The following is a 15,401-nucleotide window of genomic DNA, read 5'->3' on the forward strand; positions in this document are numbered from 1 at the left end:
TCTCCTTAGAAGTATCGGATGGACTTGGCAGTGGCCTGGCCAGCTGCGTTGACGGAAGTGGGAAGCTTCGCCACGACGACGGCGCCGTGCCAGTGCAGGGCGCCGGCGACAACGGTGGCGCCGGCGGGGACCTTCGTGGCGGTGAAGAGGTGGCCCTCGATCGGGTCGGTGTCGCCGTTCGACCACAGTCCGTAGCGGCCACCGGCGACCTTCTTCAGCGGCAGGCCCGACTTCAGCCAGCCGTCGGGGTAGTGGGTGCCCGCGGTGAACGTCGCGACACTCAGGTTGATCGTGCGCGCAGTGTCCGTTCCGTGTGCGGACGCGAGCCAGGACTGGTCGTCCTGCCCGAAGCTTTCGGTTTTGATCTGCAGATCCATGGTGCATTCCCTCCTTCAGAGGTCAGTTCTTCTTGGGGTTTCGCGCCTGATAGGCGGCTCGACCGGCGGCCATCGTCCCTGTCGCTTCGCGCGACCCACCGCCCTGACGGCGGTCGGGTTTCGGGGCCTTCCGGGTGCCGCCTTGCGCGGCCAAGTACGGCTTCTTCTTCAGCAGGTCGTCGATCGCATCGGCGATCTCGTCCGGATCCACTTCGCCGTCCTCGCTGACCTCGAACTGATCGAGGTCGAGAAATCTGTGTGCATCCGCGGGGTCGGACAGCTTCCCTGCGGCCGCTGCCCTCACCTCCGCGGCGATGATGCGGGAGTTGGCGCGGGCGGTCAGGCGCTCCTCGATGACACGCTCACGCTCGTCGTCGTCGGGTTCCTTGACCTTCGGCTTGGCCTTCGAGGCGAGCTGCGCCTTGAGCTGACGGTTCTCCCGCTCGGCGGTGATTCGGCGGCTGCGCTCTGCCCTCCGCTTGTCCTTCTCCGCGGCGAGGGCCTTCTCGCCCTTCGGGCCGAGGGGCTTGTCCTCGTCGTCGGGGTTGTCGTCGGGATCGGCGTCAGGATCTTCGTCGGGGTCCTCGTCCGGGTCCTCGTCGTCGGGGTCCTTGTCGCCGGTGTCGCCGTCGTCCTCACCGTTTCCGCCGATGACCGGCCAGATCGGACGCCCCTTCTTGGTCAGTCCCAGTGCGGTGAGACCAGTGATGGGGTGGATGGGCAGGATGGTGCTCGACATGCGGATATCTCCTTCGGTCGCCCATTGCGGGCATGGAGTCACCCCGTGCGGGTGGCTATGAGAATCCCTGCGCTGAGCAGGGCGAATGTGGGCATGACAAAGGCCCCGGAGCGATTGCTCACGGGGCCTTGTCTGTGGTGTGTGTTAAGCGGGGAGGTGCAGGAGGTGCTTGTAGCCGCTCTTGATCAGGCTTTTCTTCAGCCGCTCAGACGGTATGTGCCACTCAAGCCACTGTTCGATCCCCTTCGCCTTCTCCGCGTCGCTAGCTCGGGCAAGCCCGAGGCGTGTGATCAGCGAGATGGTGAACTGCGGGGGTGGAAGCGGTGTCCCAGGTGGTGCGAAGACGCTGTCATCCCACAGGCGATTGTTGCTCATCGGCATTGTCAGATCACCTCCACATCGACGATCGGCAGATCACCAGTGTATGACACTTCCCGAACTCGCATCCGCTGTCCGTCCGCGAGCAACAGTTCCCGTTGATACGCCATGTCCGGATCACCGACAAGTTTCACCCACGCCGCCGGCGTGCCTGAGCCGATCGACATACGCAACAGTGCAGGTCCGCCGCCGAACGACGGGTCCGTGAATTCGCGAACGGCAAGGCTTCGGGATGTCGTGACCGCCAGCATCCCAGGGGCGGGCACCTCGGTACCGACCAGCTCGTCGAGGCGATTGTTTGCGACTCCGAACAGGCCGTTCGTATTGCGGATGCCACGCCACGTCACCACCTCGCGCAGCAGCACCCCGGACTCGATTGTCTCGAATACCTGCTCCAGAACATCCGCCGCTTCGGGGTCGTCCACGCCGTCGCGAAGTACTTTCTGCATACGCTGGTAGAAGCGATCATCGGCACGCTGCCATTGGGCGATCGCCTTCCGCTGCTCCTCTGTGATCCCGCGAGCCCACTCGGCGAAATCGTCATCGAGCAGGCGGGCAAGGGTCTCACCGTCATCGTCTCCGGGCACCAGAACATCCTTCCCGGCCGACGGTGGGGGTGAGCTGCCACCCCCGGCTGACTTGGGAGCGCGTGCGCCGGGCTGACCCGGGTTCACTTTCGACGACCGGCCGGGCGGTCGCGGACTCTTGTCGGCGAGGTAGCCATACAGCTTGAGAAGACGCAGTGCATCGTCGCGGTCGTCGGCGATCTCGAAGATGGTCTCGGGCATCAGCCGCGGCGCCCGCGCTTGGAAGTACTTACCGTTGCGGATGTCGGTCTGCCGTTGTGCGTACCCGGCGCGGCTCATCGCTTTGTACGCCAGGCCTCGACGGGTAACTCCCTCGTCGGATGTGAACACCTGCTGTCCGTAGACAGTGCGGGGCTCGAGCTGTCCTTTCGGGATCCAGCCGCCGATGTTGGTTTGTGCGGTCGACATGCCTCGGCGGACGTTGACGACCTGACTGATGTCGGCGCCCGCGCGGATCGCCTCCGCGCCCGCCCTGGTGAAGATCTTGTCCTGATCAGCTTTCGTCAGGCTGTCGAAGTACTCCTTCGGGTCGGTTCGCAGATCCCCCGAAGTGTCCTCGCGCGTGGGGATGTGTCTGCAGTCGCAACCGGGGTGCCTGCGGAACCCGCGGTTCCACCGGTAGAAACGGCCAGCCAGGACCGCGCACCGCGAGCATGACGGCGGATTGAGCATCCGCGTGTACCCGACATCACGCCGGGAGGCAATGCTCATCGCCGTCGATGCCCGGGCAGCGTCGGCGACCTGCACCTGCATGCGCAGCATCAGCGAGTTGAGCCCCGACTCCCACGCCGACGAGATGACCTGATCGGTCACCGTGTCAGCGCTGGCGATCTGGCCCTTCACGTGGATGACGGCGCCGTAAATCAGCGAATCGAGCGGTCGCCCATCGGAGGTGACACCGATCAGCGGCGCCGTGGACAGTGCCACATCCGGTTCCACCGGGGTGCCGAGTTCGTGGAGCACATCCGATACGTAGGAGTCCGCGGACTCGACCGCGCGGGCCTGCCCGGCGGTGACCAGTTCAAACAGTTCGCCGATGTGCGCGAGGAACCAGGTGTCGAAGTCCTTCGGCGGTCGGGTGCCCCAGATCTTCCGGGCGGCCAGCAGCACCGTGGTGGTGATTCGTCGCTGGTCCCGGTAGTAGTCAGCCGACGCTTGCGGGATCATCAGCGGCGGGGTCGTCGACGTTCAGGTCCCGGGTGAGGCGGTCGAGGACAGGATCGGATGCTTCCTGTTCGAAGTAGCCGCGTTCGCGGTCCTTGCGGGCCTCGTCCCAGCCCATCTCGTCCCACGAGCCTTCACGGGACAGCACTGGTGTGCCGCCGTTGAGTTTCTGAATGAAGTCGGCCTCCTCGGCTTTCGTTGGGGTGGCCGGGTTACGCCACTCGACCTTCATTGCCCGTCCGGCGGCCGGCCACTCACCTGTTCGGAAGCGCTCGTACAGTGCCATCAACCAGCCGATGCCGACGCCCTGGGCCTCGTTCTTGTCCTCGGTGTTCGAGATCAGACGCGACTCGTCGGCGCGGATCGCACCCTCGGCGGCCGGATTCGCGGTGTTCTGGCCGAAGAACCGGAACGGCAGACCGGTCACCGACGACGCCATCGCCGCATAGTGATTCGTGGTGTCGTGGAAGTTCTTCAGGTCCGACGGCGAGAACTGACCGACCTGCACGTCCTTCGGGGACTTCTGGTTCGCCCAGATCGACGTGTAGTACGCCTGCCACACCGGGATCGGTTGGCCGTTCTTGTCGACGAAGTCACCCTTCGACATACCGAGAACCCACTTCTGCGGAACCGAGTGCGTCTCGACAGCCACCTGCAGGTTAGTGAGGGCGCGCGCCGCGGCGTCGACAAGCGGGATCAGGTCCGCCATCTCCGACGTGCCGTCCCAACCACCGAGGCGCCTGCGGTTGAGGAAGAGGATTCCAGGAACTCGACCGAGTTTGTGCTCGTCGATGCCGTTGTCGTCCCCGACCTCGTCGATCTCCCAGCCACCCCGGCCTGCGACGACCTGGATGGTTTTGTCAGGCAGCAACAGTGTGCCGACACGCTGCCCATCTTCCGTGCGGTACTGCCGGAAGAGTGCATCCATCCGGCGTCTCGATCGGTCGATCAGGCAGGACATGTGCCGGGGCGACTCGATCGAGATGAGGGGATGCTCCTCGTCCTCGGCGTTCGTTCCCACGGTTCCGAAGCAACGGCCGAAGATCATCGTCTCGGTGTTGAGGAGGCTGATCTCGGAGGAGAGGTTGTTCGCGTCGAACCCCTCTTGCAGTGCCTTGCTCCGCTTCTTCTTCCCACCCGGGACCATGATCGACTTGATCTTCTGCCGGCGCGCGATCTCACCGACATACATGCGGTTCCAGTTGATGACCAGCTCGAACACCCGAAGCTCCGGTGGGACAGCGATACCGATCTGCTTGAGTCGCTGCTCACCTTCGAAGTACGCCTCGTTCAGCTTGTCCTTCGGCTGCAGCTTGTGCAGCTTCGCGTTGAGCTTGCCGATCATGTCCCGCTCATCGGAGCTGAGGGTCGTTCGCAGAGCGACGGTCACGTGGCCCTCCATTTCATGAGAAGCAGAACATTCGGTTATCGGGTTCCTCGGCAGTCCATCCGGCTGCGATCGCATCCGCTCGTGCCTCGTAGGCGAGGGATGCGCCGACGACGGAGTCGATCTTTCGATCGGACTTCGGGTGCTCTTTCCGGACGAGCCGGTAGATGCCCTTGTTGCGGACGTAGGCGTTGGAGAAGTGCTCCACGAAAAGCTTGTCGCCCGAATGGAACACCGACTTGTTGACCAGATCGGTGCGAAGTCGGTCGAGCGCCGAGTGCATCGGCATGTCGCGGGTCGTCGCCCACGGCAGGGCCCGCTCCGGGAAGTCCTCGGCGAGTTTGTCGATGTCCGAGCGCCACTCGTGCGGGTCGGCGTAGAGGCGACTCACCTTGTATCGGTCGAACGCCTCCCGGATCTTCGCGAGGACATCCGACCTCGGGACCTCCCACCAGTTGCCGGCGTTGCCCTGCGGCTTCTCCCAGATCCCGATCGGGAACAGGAACCCGTCCGACATACGGCAACCGATCAGCACCGTCGAGTCGTCGTTGAGCGAACCATCGAAACCCAGTGCAACAGCTGTTCCAGGCTCCAACTCCTGAAAGCCCTTGGTGCCTGTCACCTGGCCAAGCTGGCGCTGCCGCTTGACGATGTCATCGGCAATCCACGCGTCCTTCGACGACATCGGCCGATTCAGGAAATACCGGGCCGCGGTTTCGCCGTCGGGGCAGATCCGCACGTCCCGCATGTCGCGGTACTTGCGTTCAAGGTCGATCCACTCGGCCGCGGCGCCGTACGCCTCGGCGAGTTGCCGCAGCGTCCGTTCCTTGTCCTCGAGGTCGATCTTCCCCTTGGCCTCGCGGTGGTTGACGAACACCGAGGGCGGCAGTTCACCCTTGCGCCACAACGTCAGCGTGGTCTCGAACACCGAGTTCTCGCCGGGCCGGTACGCAGTGGACGTCTGATGGATCCAGGCGTCGGCGTCCTTGCGCTTACCCATGTTTCGGGCAGTCGTCGCGTACATCTCCCGCAGCTCGGGGAGCACATACAGGTGCGTCTCATCCGGAACGATGTGAGTCTCGAGGCCGCCGTCCTTCGAGGCCGCACCCGAGGTGCACGCCCGGATCTCCCCACCCTGCGGAAGGTAGATCGCCGAAGCCGACTGATACCGGCGCACACCACCAACGCCGCCGTAGATCTCCGGAAAGTTGTCCTGGCCCCACTCGCCGGCAATGAACGCCACATTCGAGAAGGTGTTTCCCGCCTGCCCTTCCTCGGTGGCCAGGCACTTGATCAGAGGCGACCGGACCGGCCGCGCCACCGGCTGACCGTCAGCATTCCAACCGTCGAATCGAACCGGTGCGAACGCCTCAGCTACCACGACGAGCGCCGCGATCTCAGACTTCGCGCGCCCCTTCGCCCGGGACAGCACAGCCTCGTTGTACACACGCCGACCGGTGGTCGGATCGATCCGGTAGCACTCGATGATGTGCTCGCGCATCTCGTCGTCGAGGTCGAGCGGATCGCCTTGGATGTCGCCGATGCCATGGCACTCGTACTCGTGGATCCAGTCCAGGACCTCGTAGCCGACCGAGCACACGTGCCCGTCGAAGAGCGGTCCCGCCCACGGCATCAGGCACCGGACTTCGCGGCCCGGGCACGATCGAGGGACGACACCTTCCCGCTCGACGCCGCCGTCTTCCCGCTGGGCGCCGCTGTCGGCTTGTAGCTACCGCGAGCCCCACCCCGCTGCTGCGGCTTCTTGCCCTCTTCATCCGGCAGGCGGAGTGCGGCTAGCAGTTGCTTGAGCAGGTTGCCGGTGGCGTTCGCCTTGGCGAGTGCGTCGTCGATCCGGATCTCGTAGTCCTCGGTCTGCGTCCGGTGCACGAGGTCGACCCAGGTGTCGGCGTCGCCGCGGAGGATCAGGTCGAGCTTGTCGAGTCGGTCCTTCGCGCGGCATGCCTCGACCAATTGGACTTGCTGCACCGCATTGAGTTCGTAGTCCTTGGTGATCGCCCGCCAGAGCGCCTTGCCTCCCGGTCCCAGCTCCTGAGGAGCTCGCGGTGATGTCGCGGCCACAGCCCTCCCTTCCCGGAACATTTCAGGTTCTGCGAACCGCGAGGGACCTCCCCCGCGGCGAGGGCGTTTTCGGCCCTCGGGGGTACCCCCTGGGGGGTGAGTTTCCGCAGGTCAGAGCGTTGGTTGCATGTGCAACCAGTTGCGTTTCCGCAGGTCAGCGGCGATTACGCCCGGCCTTCGAGCTGTTGCACGACCGGCAATACACCTGGAGCTGGCCGCCGGGTGCGCCGCCGAGGCTGATCTCGTCGATGTGGTCGGCGGTCAGGTCGGTGGCCGTGTGAGGCGGTCGCGCATAGCCGGGGCACCAGTCGCCGTACTTGGCCCTGTGTGTGTCGACTGCGGCCTTACGGCGCTTCTGCTCGGCGTACGTGCGAGTGACCTTCGTCGGTGTGGTCCGTCGTTGGTGTCGGTCACGCTCAGCTCGATGCGTGGGGCACTGCGGCTCGGTCTGGATGCTCGGGCACCCGGGCATGGAGCAGACGCGGCTACGTGGCCGCGGCATGTGAGGCCGCCTCGTAGGCGAGCATCGTTGCGACGACCAGGTCGAGCGGATCGCGGCGGTACAGAGGGAGGGCGCCGGCGATGTCGAGTCGCTGCAGATAGTCATCGGATCCGTAGACGAGTCCGCACGCGCACGTGGGCGGGTTGCCTACGTACGCGTGGTGGCCACCGGGTTCGGGGTGGTTGTCTATCTGTTTTGATTTCAGTTTGTCCCATGCCTGCTGATCGCAGGCGCACATGGCGTCGAAGGGGACGGTCTCACCGCATTGACCGCAGTGGCGATGTGTGTCATCCATGGTCGATCCTCCGCCATGCCTTGGCCTTCGGGTCGATGTGCCACCCGGCCTGGTAGTTCAGGATCGACTGGGCCAGCGGCTGGTAGTACTCGGTGATCGTGTTGAAGTTCAGCGGTGCTGCGGTGTCACCGAACGCGAGACCGGCGAGGCCACGGGCAAGGGCCCGCACCTCGGTGGTGTCGTCGGTGGGATGCGGCGGCAGCTCTTCCTCATCGCCGGTGAGTGCGTCGACCAGGCGGTCACGCAGATCGTTGTCAGATGCTGGCATCGTCGTCTCCTCCGTGTATGGCGCTCAGGCTGTCGAGCAGCGTGTTCATCTGGGACTCGAGCTGCATGACGCCGATGAGGTCGCTCTGCGCTTGTGCGTGGGCGAGCTTGGCGCCGGCGTCGTACAACTGGTCGAGGAGTGACTGCACCGCCGCCCTCCTTCGCTGCAGGTCAGGCAGGTTCTCTCACCGGCGGGTGAAAGCTCCGCTACTCGTGCAGCTCCCGTCCGTCGAGGCTGTGATGTGTGACCAGCCAGGCGATGCTGCCGTCAGGGCCAGGTATCGGCTCAGTGGTGACGCCGCACGGACAGTCCTCGGTGAGGTGGTCGACGAGATCGTCGTCGGGTGTCACATGGACGTCGTTGGTGCCGTCTGCGAAGGCTGCAGTCCAGGGCACATCCTCACCTCGTGGCTATCCAGACGAGCACACGCTGAATCGCGTCGAAGACCCGGTCGAGCAGGACGCCGGCCATCACAGCACGTACATCCGGAGGAGAGCGATGAACATTCGGACGAACTCGATTGCGTCGCGCATGGCGTCCTCCTGTGAAGTTGAGCGCGTTGTTTCCCGTCGCACCGCGCTCGGGAAGTGAGCTGCGATCTGCGCCAGCCCCAGACGCGCACCCTGGGGGATTTGTGACCCCTCCGAACAGACACCATGCCAATGGAAGACCGGGATCGAACCGGCACCGAAGTCGAGCGGAGGGGAGTCTCACCATCTGCGCTGAAACAGGATTTTCCGGTGAGACGACAAATGGTCGACCCGGATGAAGAGACAGGTCGACCGCTGGCACAGACGCTACCAGAGCGCTCCGACGCGATGGGGGAGGAGCGCTCTGGTAGAGAGGTCAGCGTTTGCGGTGCCGCGTTTCGGCGATCAGTTCACGCACCTCCTCTACCAGATACACAGGTGAACCGTCGGCGCTGGTGCGTTTCGTCAACCGGCCCTTCGCCGCCCACGCCCGAACACTGGATGCAGGGACACCGACCATCACTTCGAGGTCCCGTGCGGACAGCAGCTCCCACGCCTCCGGCGCCATATCGAGTTCCGGTTTGATCCATTCCTGCCCGAACTCGGTGACCTTCCGATCGATGTTCTCGCACACACCCGGATTCAGGGATTCGAGGGCCTCCCGGTACGAGCGGGCGACGCGGCGGGCCCGCTCCAGCTGGGTGTCAGTCGGCCATGGCCATGGGTCTCCCGTCATCCGGCCAGCTCCTTGTAATCGTCAGCCAAGATCATGGTCATGCGTTTGTAGTCGTCGTTGGTCCATGTCGATCCGCAGGCGTTGCAATTGACGACCTCGGAACCGTGCCAGCGGCCCAGCTCGCTGTACTCGCACCGCGGGCAGGGGACAGGCATCCTGTCCCTACCTTGCAGTTCGCCCACGCAGGCCCTCGCGCGCCGGCGGAGATCCAGTAGCTTCATGCAGAGGATCGGCCCGTCCAATTCGACGGTGTCGTACTCCTCGCCGCCCTTCTTCCACTCCAGGGCGTCGAACCTCCCGACCTGGGCGAGGACCCGAATGTTCGGCTCGATGATCGCCAACCCAGCCGCTAGCAGCGCGGTTGGTCGCTCATGCTCAGGATTCGACATGTGCAGCACGTCCGCGACCTGCTCGGCACAGCGGTCGACGGTGCGGACGATCTCGACCATCAGGGCGTCGTGGTGCACGTTGATGGGGACTGTTGGTGACGGTGACGGGTGCTTCCCCGCGGAATGCTGCACCGTTCCCATCTCGCCGAGGATGTGATGCAACCGCATGTAGTGACCCCACAGAGTGGCGACTGCCTGCTCGACGGAGCTGATGCAGCTGTCGCACAACGTGTTTGCCACCGTTGTCGCCGCAGGAACCCACACGTTGCGGTCCTTGGAGTCACGTTGCCGTCCCTGGCATTTGTCGCCGGCACGGCAGATGTGGTCGGTCACCGGCGCATCCAGTCCTGTCATTGGGTTCCTCCGTTCGCGAGTTCGAGTAGGACGTCGGCATGGCACGGCTCGTCGAGCGGGCACCAGCAGACGAGGTCCTTACCTCGCAGGTGGTGTCGGATGGACTCGTACACTGTTCGCCCGGTGTCGCCAACAGGTGCCCTGCGGAGCATGTCCTCGAACAGCGCAACAGCGTCTGCTCGGCTTGTTCCGACGTATGGGTTTCCCCACCTACTCGGCCGCCCGACGTACACGGCGCCCTCAGGCATGCGCCAGTCCTTCGTGCGCTTCCGCTGGATCCGTTTCGGCGTCACCACAGTGTTGGCTCCGGTTCGGTGACGCCGGGCGCGAGGATCTGCGTGACGACGCGGGCCTGCTCGGCGTCGAGATGTTCCTTGCGGCAGCGCCGCGCGTCGGCGCGGAGCTCGGCGGGCAGCGATTCGAACCACCGCGTGATCTCGGCCCACGTGAGCGTCACGGTGTGCGCCGCGTCGTCCCGCTTCCGCTCCTGCATGTAGTCGCCGAGCGCGGTGATCGCGAGGCCCCACGAGTACGTGGAACGCCACAGGCCGGCGGCGTGCCAGTCGGGATCGTGGACGCTGCCGCCGCCCTTGCTGTCGCGGATCCACTTGCACCAGTACTCCGGCGCATCGGCCAGGGCGAGGATCTGCCACGGTGCCAGCTCGCCGAGGAGCAAGCGCTGACCGTTAGTGAGGTCGACCATCACATACCGCCTTCGAGTGCAGCGGAGAGATGGCGCTCCAGCACAACTCTGCCGTGCCAGTCGTCGCCGGGGCGGAACGCCTCCGACCTGACCTTCTCCACGCGGGCGACCGTGGCTTCCGCCTCCTCGGCTCGGTTGCGCCACCGAGCCTTTGTCGCAGCCTCCGATTGCCTCTCCTGCTCGCGCTGCTCGGACAGGCGGGTCTGCTGCGCGATGTTCACGAGTTCCCAGCCCTCGGCCTCGGCCCACCTCACGACCTCGTGGAAGTCGAATTTGGTAGCGCGCTGCTCGGCGGCCGCCAGGAGCTTGGCGTTTTCCGCGCGCAGCTCGTCGATCTCACGGACGATGCTCGCGATCGACCGGCCGCAGTCGTGTGTCGCGGTCATGGTCGGGCCTCGCGATCCAGCTTCTCGACCCATGCCACAGCGACGGCTGCGACCTGGATCAATTCCGCCCGGAGCTTGGCCGGATCGGATTCGGCGAACGCTTCGTAAACCTTCTCCTCGAGGATGTCCTTGAATGACACCAGCCCGAACTCGGCAGCCGCCTTGCACCGCCGACGGGCGGCGTGTGCGTGCTTCTGGTAGCCAGGGCCGGTGCCGTCGGCGTGGTTCTGCTCGCCCCACTTGTCGTCCTGGCGGATGCGCTCGTCGCGGATGTCGGCGTAAATGGCGCTCATGCCTGCTCACCCGCCTCGAGGTAGTCGAAAACCGCCTTCACATGGCGCGCGTCGTCGAGCGCGTGGTGCAGCCCGGTGTCCTGCACGGGCACTCGCGGGTGGCCGAGTTCGCTCAATCGCTGCTGCAGGTCCCGTGTGAACATCGGGATCCCCTCGGGAAGCCTGATCATCGGGCCGAAGAGCTGGGCCAGCACGACGTGGTCGTAGTCGCCGAAGTCGGCCCACAGTTCGATCGCAGGCAGCTCCTCCGATTTGGGGTCGCCGAGGATGAAGTCCCGGACCTCGTTGCGGATCACCCACCTCGGCCGCACAAGAGTCGAAGTGGTATCGAGGCTGCCCGGCACAGTGGTCTTGCGCTGAATACTGCCGCCGACGCTGACGAGCTCGGACCTGTACCCCCGCAGGGGTAGCTGGGGCCACACGTTGTTGAGGATCCAGTCGTTCTTTTTGATGCGGTCAACAGGCATGTCGGCGTTCACGGCGTAGTACTCGCGGCCATCGTTGGAGACGATGCCGATGCTGATCAGCTCGATCGTCGAGCCGTCCTCGAGGAACTCGGTGTCATAGAAGTAGCGGACTGGCATGGTCACTCCTGGATTTCGTTGATGCGGTCGGCAAGCCACTCGGTGTAAGTGCGAGTACTGCCGGGGTAGCGGCGCAGGTGGTAGCTGGTGTGGTCGCCGGTCAGGTAGCCCTCGGCGTCGTTGATCGCCTGGCCGTAGGTGCGCAGGACGTCGTGCACGTTGCGCCAGTCTCGGATCGTGGCCTGCCAGCGTCCGGTGCGTAGACGCCAGATCAGGTCCGCACCCCAGGCGCGCGGGTCGGCGAGTGAGAATGCGGCGGATTGGTCGGCGAACGTGCGTAACGGGCTGTCCGCCGGGCAGTTGGTGATGGCGTCAGCGGGATCGGCGCAGTGCCAGACAGGGAACCAGACCCGGGAGATGGGCCGTGATCCTGCGATGCCCCAACGTTCCTGCGGATCCCACGGATCCTGGGGACGGAGCGGGTCTGAGATCAGTCCGACGCCACGGACGTCCAGTTCGGGGTGCTCACCGCGTGCGATTTCGGCGGCGACATTCCCGACGAGCGCGGCACCACCGCTGTAGCCCTTCAGGATCACCGGGTATGGGTCGGCGGCGATCATGTCGATCAGGATCTTTCGGCCCTCGCGCAGTGATGTGTCGAACGCAGTGCCGAGCGGCGCCGGCACGGGGCCGTACTGGGCTGACCACGGGACCTCGATCGACCGGAATCGCTTCGGGTCAAGCAGTTTGGTGACGTTGGCCAGCATCGGCGACGGGATCGTCTCGCCGATGCCGCGGCACTCCAGGACGGTGATCATCTCTCACCGCCTTCGAGGGCGGCACTAGCTGCAGCGACGAGCGCAAGTCCGAACTCGCGGACACGGTCGGCCGGGTACTCGCCGCGCACCGTGTCGTCGATCAAAACCTGGCCGTCGTTCACGCCCGCGATGACCGTCGACATCTTCGGCAGCCAGAGGAGCTGGCCGTCCTCCTCGATCGGCTCGGGGAGATCGTTCGGTTCGGTTATCATGCTGTGGCTACCTTCCAGTCGCGGCAGGACAGGGTCCAGGTGGTTTCACGCTCTTCAGTGACGGGTTTGCCCTTGTGCGAGACACGCTTCGCGAGGATCTTCGACTCCCCGAGCGCTGTGATCTCGATAACGGTGACGCCGTATCCCTCATCGCCAGCGAGCCGCGTTCCGGGGAGCCAGCCGAGGCGACGGCACACATCCGCCTCGTTCTCGTACCCGGTTGTGGTGGTGAGTCGACTTGCCGAGCTCATCGTCCACCGTCCTCGGGGACGTACAGAACGGTGATCTCCTCGTTGAAGCGGAGAATTTCCTCTGCGTGCCAGGTGTCTTCGCCGTCGGCCTTGTCGCCCGGGTCGAGTGCCAGCCATCTGTGACGGCCGACCTTTTCGTAGTAGGTAGCGAAGTCGTGACCTTTGCGTTTGACGACCCGGATCGCAGACCACTCCGGCAGCGCGTTGAGCCCTTCGACGTCGGTCAGCTTGCGAGGCTTGAGCTTGGCTTCCGCCGCGATCGCCCTGCTCCACCAATAGGTGACACGGTCCTGATCCGACATCGTCGGCACGGTCTCGCTCATGCTGCGACCTCCACAGGTTGGTGCCGCTGCGCCAGTTCGAGCACCTCGCCCGGTGTGTCGGGGTGCAGCTGGGGTTCGACGGTGTCGTTGCCGCGGAGCACGTACTGGACGGCGAGGGTGCTGCCGGCCTCCCCTGTCTTGAGCACCCGGTGCCCGATGACACGGGCGGAGGTGAGATTCCAGATGCTGCCGTCGACGCTCGTGTACTCGAGCGAGAGGCTCGCGGGGTACACGCTGTACATGGACTTGGTGTCTGGCATAGGCGGCCGGCCGTCGACACGCACCTGCACGGTGCGCATCCATCGCTGATCGATGATGTGATTGCTCATCGGTTGGCCTCTTCTCGTTTCCTGACGTTGGCGGCACGGTTGCGGGCGTCGGCGACGCGTTCGCCGTCCTCGTGGCCGCGCGTGTAGATCTCGGCGGCGAGGCGGTGCAGGGTCCAGATGCCGTCCTCGTCGAGCAGGTCCTTGTTGTCGTACTCGGCGGCAGCGTTGCGTTCGCGGTCCACCCAGCGGTCGACGAGTTCGGCGACAGGTTGCGGCTCAACCTGATGCGCATCTCTAGCCACGGCCGGCCTCCTCGGGCGTGTACAGCACGGTGGCTGGGAGCTTGGGGTGCATGTCCTCCGCGCCGTCGCTCGTCCACTGCAGCGCTGGGCCGTAGTCCCATTCGAGACGTTCATGCACAGACCCATCGCTGTCGCGGATCACCGTTAGGAGCGGGAGTGCGTCGAGTTCTTCGATGGTGGTGACGGTGCGGGGCTTGCGGTAGCCGGTGGCGAGGATGGCGTCGGCGAGATGCTCGTCTCGGTCATCCCCGGAGTAGCCGCATTTGAGTCGGCAACCCTGCTCGTAGTCCCGCTCTGAAAGATGATCGTTGAGCAGGGCGGCGAGTTCGTCGCGGTCGCTCACTTCGCTGATCGGCAGGTCGATGGCCTGAAGAACAGCAGTCGTGATGCCGTCTACCGCGCTCGTTACAGCGCCCTCTTTGACGCCGACGAGGTTGCAGAGGGCGGTCACGGCGGCTTCCACTGCGGTGCGGACTTCTTGCCCGATGGTGCTCATGCTGCCTCCTGGGCGTGTTCGTTGATGTAGGTGTCGAACTGTTCGTCGGGTTCGGTGTCGAGCTCTGCGGTTGTGCCGCAACGTGCTTCGTGTTCCCAGTGCGTTGTGGCGCAATGGCATCCGGTCACCGCTTCCTCCATTCGCCGGCGTTCGGGCAGTCGACGAAGTGCGGCAGGAACAGTGGGCGGTCGGTGCGCCGAACTGCGGCGAGCTGGTTGCCGCGCATCACACCCGCGTGCAGCACCCCGCCGATGTGGTCGAGCAGGACGTTGCCGCTCGTGGAGGGTTCGGCGTTGACGGGGATGTGTTTGCCGTGTTGTGTGCGAGCCCACCGGATCGGGGCCTTGCAGGAGCGGCATTGCTCGGTTGGTGGGAGTTGCTCAGACATGGACCATCTCCGCGCGGAGCCGCAACCCTGCCCGGGCAACGTCGTAGGCGGACCGTTGATGGCACAGCTTGCCTTTCCCGGCGGTCTTCAGCTGCCAGCCTGGCGCCCGCCGCTCCGCCGGGGTGATCAGGCTGGGCGGGTAGGTGCCGAAGGGCTGCGACCCGTTCTTCCCCGGCTGCACCTGGACGATCGGGACGGGCCACGCGAACCCGAGAACACCGCCGAGCACCTCAGCTGTCGCGAGCAGGGCTGTCGGGTCAGCGGCGGCCCGGCCCTTCATGTGCCACGACGGTCGGGTGATCGCCTCCACTGCCACCGTCTGCACCTGGAGGGAGTCGAGGAGGCGGTACGCCTGGTTGACCACCTCCTGGATGTAGCCCCGGTGTGCGGGGAACAGGTCGTGTGCCGTGGCGACGTCGACGGAGGCGACCACTTCGCGGCCGTCGATGACGCACACGCCGGTGACCTTGGCGCCGGGGTCGATACCGAGGACTCTCATTCGCTGCTCGATTCGTTGGGGTGGAGCGGTTCGGTGATGTCCCTTTGTGGCGGCTGTGCGGGCCGTGGAGCCTCTTCGGGTCCAGGGGTGGAGTGACTGGGCGGGGCGGCCTTGACGCGGGCGATGCAGGGGCATCTGCGTCGGACCGTCCGACCGTCGAAGAGAGTGAGGGTGCACCGCTCGCCTTCCGGACCCCCGCAGTCGGGGCAGGC

Annotated in this window: 28 protein-coding genes; all 28 read right to left on the reverse strand. The window is 65.2% G+C overall.

The window, feature by feature from the left end; all coding sequences use genetic code 11:
• Positions 1-5: 5 nt before the first annotated feature.
• The 28 genes from P3H15_RS27295 to P3H15_RS27430 all read right to left on the reverse strand — a co-directional run bounded on the left by P3H15_RS27295 (position 6) and on the right by P3H15_RS27430 (position 15,189).
• Positions 6-377 (reverse strand): potassium transporter, encoded by a 372-nt coding sequence (locus tag P3H15_RS27295; protein ID WP_276140096.1) that lies wholly within the window; start codon positions 375-377, stop codon positions 6-8.
• A gap of 22 nt (positions 378-399) precedes the next feature.
• Complete coding sequence (locus P3H15_RS27300; protein ID WP_276140097.1) at positions 400-1,116, reverse strand: hypothetical protein; 717 nt, start codon at positions 1,114-1,116, stop codon at positions 400-402.
• Positions 1,117-1,260: 144 nt separating this feature from the next.
• Positions 1,261-1,497, reverse strand: coding sequence for a hypothetical protein (locus P3H15_RS27305; RefSeq protein ID WP_276140098.1), 237 nt, complete (start codon positions 1,495-1,497; stop codon positions 1,261-1,263).
• 2 nt (positions 1,498-1,499) lie between these two features.
• Complete coding sequence (locus P3H15_RS27310) at positions 1,500-3,248, reverse strand: hypothetical protein (protein ID WP_276140099.1); 1,749 nt, start codon at positions 3,246-3,248, stop codon at positions 1,500-1,502.
• Positions 3,226-4,635 (reverse strand): phage portal protein, encoded by a 1,410-nt coding sequence (locus tag P3H15_RS27315; RefSeq protein ID WP_276140100.1) that lies wholly within the window; start codon positions 4,633-4,635, stop codon positions 3,226-3,228. The genes P3H15_RS27310 and P3H15_RS27315 overlap by 23 nt, the downstream gene beginning before the upstream one ends.
• Before the next feature lie 13 nt (positions 4,636-4,648).
• Entirely contained in the window at positions 4,649-6,265 is a 1,617-nt protein-coding gene (locus P3H15_RS27320; RefSeq protein WP_276140101.1) for a hypothetical protein, read from the reverse strand.
• Entirely contained in the window at positions 6,265-6,711 is a 447-nt protein-coding gene (locus P3H15_RS27325) for a hypothetical protein (protein WP_276140102.1), read from the reverse strand. Before P3H15_RS27325 ends, P3H15_RS27320 begins: the two co-directional genes overlap by 1 nt.
• A 154-nt stretch (positions 6,712-6,865) precedes the next feature.
• A complete protein-coding gene (locus tag P3H15_RS27330) occupies positions 6,866-7,213 on the reverse strand; it encodes a hypothetical protein (RefSeq protein WP_276140103.1) in 348 nt (115 codons plus the stop codon).
• The gene (locus P3H15_RS27335) at positions 7,197-7,508 is read right to left on the reverse strand and encodes a hypothetical protein (RefSeq protein ID WP_276140104.1); all 312 of its coding nucleotides are present in this window, start codon (positions 7,506-7,508) and stop codon (positions 7,197-7,199) included. The genes P3H15_RS27330 and P3H15_RS27335 overlap by 17 nt, the downstream gene beginning before the upstream one ends.
• Positions 7,501-7,776 (reverse strand): hypothetical protein, encoded by a 276-nt coding sequence (locus tag P3H15_RS27340; protein WP_276140105.1) that lies wholly within the window; start codon positions 7,774-7,776, stop codon positions 7,501-7,503. The genes P3H15_RS27335 and P3H15_RS27340 overlap by 8 nt, the downstream gene beginning before the upstream one ends.
• Positions 7,763-7,924 (reverse strand): hypothetical protein, encoded by a 162-nt coding sequence (locus P3H15_RS27345; protein WP_276140106.1) that lies wholly within the window; start codon positions 7,922-7,924, stop codon positions 7,763-7,765. Before P3H15_RS27345 ends, P3H15_RS27340 begins: the two co-directional genes overlap by 14 nt.
• 58 nt (positions 7,925-7,982) lie before the next feature.
• Positions 7,983-8,171 carry a hypothetical protein gene (locus P3H15_RS27350; protein ID WP_276140107.1) on the reverse strand — a complete coding sequence of 63 codons (189 nt, stop codon included), beginning with the start codon at positions 8,169-8,171 and terminating at the stop codon, positions 7,983-7,985.
• Positions 8,172-8,622: 451 nt separating this feature from the next.
• Positions 8,623-8,982 (reverse strand): hypothetical protein, encoded by a 360-nt coding sequence (locus P3H15_RS27355; protein WP_276140108.1) that lies wholly within the window; start codon positions 8,980-8,982, stop codon positions 8,623-8,625.
• A complete protein-coding gene (locus P3H15_RS27360; protein ID WP_276140109.1) occupies positions 8,979-9,725 on the reverse strand; it encodes a hypothetical protein in 747 nt (248 codons plus the stop codon). Before P3H15_RS27360 ends, P3H15_RS27355 begins: the two co-directional genes overlap by 4 nt.
• A complete protein-coding gene (locus P3H15_RS27365) occupies positions 9,722-10,021 on the reverse strand; it encodes a DUF4326 domain-containing protein (protein WP_276140110.1) in 300 nt (99 codons plus the stop codon). Before P3H15_RS27365 ends, P3H15_RS27360 begins: the two co-directional genes overlap by 4 nt.
• Positions 10,015-10,428 carry a hypothetical protein gene (locus P3H15_RS27370; RefSeq protein ID WP_276140111.1) on the reverse strand — a complete coding sequence of 138 codons (414 nt, stop codon included), beginning with the start codon at positions 10,426-10,428 and terminating at the stop codon, positions 10,015-10,017. The genes P3H15_RS27365 and P3H15_RS27370 overlap by 7 nt, the downstream gene beginning before the upstream one ends.
• The gene (locus tag P3H15_RS27375) at positions 10,428-10,814 is read right to left on the reverse strand and encodes a hypothetical protein (RefSeq protein WP_276140112.1); all 387 of its coding nucleotides are present in this window, start codon (positions 10,812-10,814) and stop codon (positions 10,428-10,430) included. Before P3H15_RS27375 ends, P3H15_RS27370 begins: the two co-directional genes overlap by 1 nt.
• Positions 10,811-11,107, reverse strand: coding sequence for a hypothetical protein (locus P3H15_RS27380; RefSeq protein WP_276140113.1), 297 nt, complete (start codon positions 11,105-11,107; stop codon positions 10,811-10,813). The genes P3H15_RS27375 and P3H15_RS27380 overlap by 4 nt, the downstream gene beginning before the upstream one ends.
• Entirely contained in the window at positions 11,104-11,691 is a 588-nt protein-coding gene (locus P3H15_RS27385) for a 3'-5' exoribonuclease (protein WP_276140114.1), read from the reverse strand. Before P3H15_RS27385 ends, P3H15_RS27380 begins: the two co-directional genes overlap by 4 nt.
• A gap of 2 nt (positions 11,692-11,693) precedes the next feature.
• Positions 11,694-12,449 carry a hypothetical protein gene (locus P3H15_RS27390; protein WP_276140115.1) on the reverse strand — a complete coding sequence of 252 codons (756 nt, stop codon included), beginning with the start codon at positions 12,447-12,449 and terminating at the stop codon, positions 11,694-11,696.
• On the reverse strand, positions 12,446-12,661 hold the full coding sequence (locus P3H15_RS27395) for a hypothetical protein (RefSeq protein ID WP_276140116.1): 216 nt from the start codon (positions 12,659-12,661) through the stop codon (positions 12,446-12,448). The genes P3H15_RS27390 and P3H15_RS27395 overlap by 4 nt, the downstream gene beginning before the upstream one ends.
• Complete coding sequence (locus tag P3H15_RS27400; RefSeq protein ID WP_276140117.1) at positions 12,658-12,912, reverse strand: hypothetical protein; 255 nt, start codon at positions 12,910-12,912, stop codon at positions 12,658-12,660. Before P3H15_RS27400 ends, P3H15_RS27395 begins: the two co-directional genes overlap by 4 nt.
• The gene (locus P3H15_RS27405) at positions 12,909-13,235 is read right to left on the reverse strand and encodes a hypothetical protein (protein WP_276140118.1); all 327 of its coding nucleotides are present in this window, start codon (positions 13,233-13,235) and stop codon (positions 12,909-12,911) included. The genes P3H15_RS27400 and P3H15_RS27405 overlap by 4 nt, the downstream gene beginning before the upstream one ends.
• Positions 13,232-13,564 carry a hypothetical protein gene (locus P3H15_RS27410; RefSeq protein ID WP_276140119.1) on the reverse strand — a complete coding sequence of 111 codons (333 nt, stop codon included), beginning with the start codon at positions 13,562-13,564 and terminating at the stop codon, positions 13,232-13,234. The genes P3H15_RS27405 and P3H15_RS27410 overlap by 4 nt, the downstream gene beginning before the upstream one ends.
• Positions 13,561-13,806, reverse strand: a complete 246-nt coding sequence (locus P3H15_RS27415) for a hypothetical protein (RefSeq protein ID WP_276140120.1) — start codon at positions 13,804-13,806, stop codon at positions 13,561-13,563. The genes P3H15_RS27410 and P3H15_RS27415 overlap by 4 nt, the downstream gene beginning before the upstream one ends.
• Complete coding sequence (locus P3H15_RS27420) at positions 13,799-14,302, reverse strand: hypothetical protein (RefSeq protein WP_276140121.1); 504 nt, start codon at positions 14,300-14,302, stop codon at positions 13,799-13,801. The genes P3H15_RS27415 and P3H15_RS27420 overlap by 8 nt, the downstream gene beginning before the upstream one ends.
• Positions 14,303-14,426: 124 nt before the next feature.
• Positions 14,427-14,690: a hypothetical protein gene (locus P3H15_RS27425; RefSeq protein ID WP_276140122.1), complete on the reverse strand. Its 264-nt coding sequence runs from the start codon at positions 14,688-14,690 to the stop codon at positions 14,427-14,429.
• Positions 14,683-15,189 (reverse strand): hypothetical protein, encoded by a 507-nt coding sequence (locus P3H15_RS27430; protein WP_276140123.1) that lies wholly within the window; start codon positions 15,187-15,189, stop codon positions 14,683-14,685. Before P3H15_RS27430 ends, P3H15_RS27425 begins: the two co-directional genes overlap by 8 nt.
• Between the last annotated feature and the right edge of the window lie 212 nt (positions 15,190-15,401).

Source organism: Rhodococcus sp. T2V, assembly GCF_029269925.1.
GTDB classification, from domain to species: Bacteria; Actinomycetota; Actinomycetes; order Mycobacteriales; family Mycobacteriaceae; genus Rhodococcus_F; species Rhodococcus_F koreensis.